Source organism: Azohydromonas australica DSM 1124, assembly GCF_000430725.1.
Taxonomy (GTDB): domain Bacteria; phylum Pseudomonadota; class Gammaproteobacteria; order Burkholderiales; family Burkholderiaceae_C; genus Azohydromonas; species Azohydromonas australica.
Genome location: NZ_KE387228.1, coordinates 1 through 4,177, shown reverse-complemented (window position 1 = coordinate 4,177; position 4,177 = coordinate 1). Strand labels below are relative to the sequence as shown.

General features: G+C 63.8%; 6 protein-coding genes. 4 read left to right on the top strand and 2 right to left on the bottom strand.

Features of this window, described 5'->3' with window-relative positions:
• Both H537_RS52155 and H537_RS48660 read left to right on the top strand, forming a co-directional pair.
• Positions 1–261, top strand: a 261-nt coding sequence (locus H537_RS52155; protein WP_211235169.1) for an NAD-binding protein, incomplete at its 5' end; no start/stop codon positions are given.
• Positions 262–830: 569 nt separating this feature from the next.
• Complete coding sequence (locus H537_RS48660; RefSeq protein WP_043462402.1) at positions 831–1,157, top strand: hypothetical protein; 327 nt, start codon at positions 831–833, stop codon at positions 1,155–1,157.
• 201 nt (positions 1,158–1,358) lie between these two features.
• Here the strand turns inward: H537_RS48660 and H537_RS0140155 are convergent, their stop codons facing one another.
• Positions 1,359–2,051 (bottom strand): Bax inhibitor-1 family protein, encoded by a 693-nt coding sequence (locus tag H537_RS0140155; protein ID WP_029002322.1) that lies wholly within the window; start codon positions 2,049–2,051, stop codon positions 1,359–1,361.
• Between the two features lie 111 nt (positions 2,052–2,162).
• On the opposite strand from H537_RS0140155, the gene nhaR reads away from it, so the two are divergent.
• Positions 2,163–3,062 (top strand): transcriptional activator NhaR, encoded by a 900-nt coding sequence (gene nhaR / locus H537_RS0140150; RefSeq protein WP_029001578.1) that lies wholly within the window; start codon positions 2,163–2,165, stop codon positions 3,060–3,062.
• A gap of 74 nt (positions 3,063–3,136) precedes the next feature.
• Here the strand turns inward: nhaR and H537_RS0140145 are convergent, their stop codons facing one another.
• Positions 3,137–3,649 carry a tellurite resistance TerB family protein gene (locus H537_RS0140145; protein WP_029001579.1) on the bottom strand — a complete coding sequence of 171 codons (513 nt, stop codon included), beginning with the start codon at positions 3,647–3,649 and terminating at the stop codon, positions 3,137–3,139.
• Between the two features lie 149 nt (positions 3,650–3,798).
• Here H537_RS0140145 and H537_RS54275 point away from each other — a divergent pair, with 149 nt between their 5' ends.
• The gene (locus H537_RS54275; protein WP_156902294.1) at positions 3,799–4,065 is read left to right on the top strand and encodes a hypothetical protein; all 267 of its coding nucleotides are present in this window, start codon (positions 3,799–3,801) and stop codon (positions 4,063–4,065) included.
• The last annotated feature ends 112 nt before the right edge of the window (positions 4,066–4,177 follow it).

The window sequence follows — 4,177 nt, the reverse complement described above, 5'->3', positions numbered from 1 at the left end:
GAGGAAGGCGTGCTCATTCAGGCACACATTCGTGACGCGCGCGCCCTTGTCATCGCCACATCAGAAACAGTTCAAGTACGGTCGATGGTCGAAATAGCACGCACGTTGAACCCCGGTGTCAACGTCATCGTTCGGAGCCATAACGAGGAAGAGGCGGATCTGCTGGAGCGCGACGGCGCTGGGAAGGTGTTCGTTGGCGAGAGAGAACTGGCCCAGTCGATGGTCGGCTCCGTGTTGAGTCTGGTGAAGATGCGGGCATGACGACTGGCACACGATAGACAAAGGCCCCATTCCTGGCTCGCAGCAGGGCACATGTCGCCTGCCAAGCCACGACGGTGTGTGCCCCGACCACAGCGCTCTAACCTGGATATCTCGCCAACAGAGGTCGGCAGGCCCATGCCGAAGCGCCTTGCCATTGATGCTTGACGTCAATGGACAACCGGAATTGACGAGCTTTACTGGCAAAACATCCGGGCCAGGGCTGCGGCGGCTGTCCGACTTTTTCGTGTGAATGCACGCGCCAGCGCTTGCCTCGACGCTGGCAGCCTAGGTTACGACGCTAGCCTCCAGCGCTTACGTCTCAGTGCACAAGCGCCGGTCTGTCGCTGCACGTGCAGTTGATCATCACCGTGCTGTCTATCACCGCACCGATGACGACCCTCGTGCTGGCGCGGGCGACGCGCCGCCGCCGCCGCTTGAGCCGCGCCGCTAGCCGCCCGGGCCTGCACGGGGGACGGCCATGGCGGTGGCTTCCATGTCGCCGCTCGCCTGGTGGCGGCTTACAGCGCTGGGCCGGATTTTCATGCTTATGCCAAGGACCACACGCTGCCATGCTTCCGTCGCCGAGCCCCCTACGCCGAGCCGTTGTCCTAGGTTTTGCCTGGCTCCTGTCCTGGACACTGATCAATGCGAGCCGCGAGCAGGCGGTTCGCAGCACGCTGATCTTCGCCGCACCAGTGGTCTGGGTGGCTTGGCACGACGTGCGAGCCGCGTTCGTGATGGCCGGCATCGGCACCTTGAGCGCGCTGGCCGGCGGGGCGATTCCCCACCCGGGCTCGCGGGAGCCTGCCTTCATCGAGGGGCTGTTTGCCTACTACAAGCTCTCGATCCTGGCCGTCTGCACCGTGCTCGTGCGCAGGCACGTTCGCCGCGAGTAGCCGTCGTTAGCCTCTCGGAACACGCGCGTCGTGCACCGCGGCTCATTCAAGCTTGTTGCTGGGCTTGCGGTCCATCGCCGCTGCGATAGCCGATGAATGAGGCCCTGGAAATCCAGGGCCTGAATATCAAGGCGCGTCAAGCGCGCAGCCGTAGAGCTGGCAGCAAGTGCGCCTGACGCCTCGCAGCCACCGGGCGTACCTTTACTCCTCGCGGCCGCCGAAGATTCCCAGCAGGGCCAGCAACGACTGGAACACGTTGAACAGGCTCAGGTACACGCCCAGCGTGGCCGTGATGTAGTTGGTCTCCAGGCCGTCTTGCACGCGCTTGAGGTCATGCAGGATAAAGGCCGAGAAGATGCCGATGGCCAGCACCGACAGCGTGATCATCAGCGCACTGGACTGCACAAAGATGTTGGCGACGCCCGCCACCATCAGCATCACCACGCCCACGAAGAGCCACTTGCCCATCGAGGTCAAGTCGCGCTTGATCACCGTGGACAGCATCGCCATGCCAAAGAAGATGCCGCCCGTGCCGGCAAAGGCCGTCATCACCAGGCTCGCGCCGTTCGAGAGGCCCAGCACCGTGCCCACCAGGCGCGAGAGCATCAGGCCCATGAAGAAGGTGAAGGCCAGCAGCACCGGCACGCCGGCCGCGGAGTCCTTGGTGCGCTCGATGGCGAACATGAAGCCAAAGGCACCCGCGAGAAACACCACCAGGCTCACCATCGGCGACATCGCGCTGGACAGCCCTGTGGCGATGCCCAGCCAGGCGCCCGCCACGGTGGGCACCATCGACAGCGCCAGCAGCCAGTAGGTGTTGCGCAGCACGCGGTTGCGCTGCGCGGCAGGCAGCGCGTAACCGCTGCTGCCTTGGTTGAAAGTTCGAAGGGTCACGGCTTTCTCCTGATGGATGGCGTTGTAGGGCAACTCTACTGCCCGCGACACTTCGAAACAATGCGCGCTTTATGATGCGTGATTTCGAGAAAAACGCATCGTTGAAACGCCATGCTCAACTTCAAGCACCTGCACTACTTCTGGGCTGCGGCCAAGGCCGGCGGGGTCGTCCGCGCTGGCGAGCAGCTGCACACCACGCCGCAGACACTGTCGGCACAGATCAAGCAGCTGGAAGATCGGCTGGGCTGTGCGCTGTTTCGCAAGCAGGGCCGAGGGCTGGAGCTCACCGACGAGGGACGTGTCGCGCTGGGCTACGCGGACCAGGTGTTCACCCTCGCAGATGAGCTGGAGACCGTGATAGGCCGCTCCAGCGAAGGGCCGCAGGTCATGAGTTTCAGGGTGGGCGTCGCTGACTCGGTGCCCAAGGCCATCGCGTACCGCCTGATCGAGCCGGCGCTCGACGCCGCGGCGCAGGTACGGCTGTTTTGCCATGAAGGCAAGTTCCAGGATCTACTGGCCCAGCTGGCAGTGCACCGGCTCGACCTCGTCATTGCAGACGAGCCCATGGGCCGGCAGCTCAGCGTACGCGCCTTCAACCATGCGCTGGGCTCCACCGCTATGAGCTTCTTCGCCACGCCTTCACTGCAACGGCAACTCCAGGGCGACTTCCCGCAGTGCCTGGACGGTGCGCCCGTGCTGCTGCAGGGAGCGGCCTCGGCCATGAGACGGCGGCTCGACACCTGGCTGGCCGAGCAGCGGCTGCGACCGCGCATGATTGCGGAGTTCGATGACGCGGCGCTCATGAAAGCCTTCGGGAGTGAAGGTCGCGGCATCTTCATGACGCCCACCGTGCTCGAAGCCGAGACGCAGGCACAGTACGGCGTTCGCACCATCGGCCGCACGCAGGCGCTGGTGGAGGAGTATTACGCCGTCTCGGCTGAGCGCCGCATCACGCACCCCTGCGTGGCCGCGGTCACGAGCACGGCCCGGGACAAGCTGTTTCGCGGGTGAGAGCCGTAAAAGCGCAAGCGGGGCGCCAATGCACGCCGGGCAAGTTCGTCACTGACCCGGCACGCGATCGGGCATCAGGCCGGGACGCTGAGCTTGACCTGGTAGCCGGCCTGGTTCTTGGGGTGGTCCTGCTTGACGAACACCGAGCGGTCGTTCTTCAGAACGATCACTTCGAAGAACGGCTGGAAACGGGCCTCGGACACGCCAAAGGCCTGCAGGAACTTGCCGAAGACGGCCTGCTCCTCGGGCTCGGGCTGGCCGTCCGACAGCGACGAGTCGATCAGGTTGGCCAGGATGCACATCTTCTGCGCATCGCTCAGCAGCGGCGTGGCTTCTTTGAGGAAGTCGTCGATCGAGTGCTTGCGGCGGTACTTCAGCGCGTTGTCGAGCAACGCCTGATTCTGGGCGCCGACGCCCACGGTGCCGTTGGCGTTCTCCTGACCACCCAGGACCGACAGCAGGTGGCCGATCTCCTCATGATCCATCTCTCCGTCAGCGGACATCATGTACAGCAGGCTCGTGGCCAGGGCCATATGCGGCGTCATCTTCTCGCCCGAATCGCCCTTGAACATGTCGAACAAACCCATTTGCTACTCCTGCTCCAATTGGATAACGGACCTCGCCAAGTCAGCATTCGCTCAACACGCCTGATTCCATACGCCGCTTGCACCGGCGCCTGGCAATCGCGCTGCGACAGGATCCGCCTCGGGATACTGTTGTATATGCAGCGTTCGGCTTGCGGTCCGAATTGCGGCCGCCACTTCGTGGGCAGCGCACGGACAAGAGTTTCCTGCATCCGACACTTCGCATCAATGCGCATTTCACGATCCATTACTTCGAGAAAAGCGCATCGTCAGTTGTTTCGGCGGCGGGCTTCGCCGCGTTGCTGAGGCGGGCCGTGTCCGGCTTCGAACGTGCACTTGTGCAATGGACACTGACTTGCGAGGTCAACGACATCAATCGCACTTTTCGCGGCAAAGGCAGTACACTGCGCGCCGTCTGAGGGGGAGTAGCCTGCCAGGGGGTCCGCGCCGTGCAACGCCGCAGAACTCATGGTTCCAGCGGTCGTCAGTACGGAGCCCAGCTCCCGGCCGTTGCGCAAGCTGCTGTGCGTG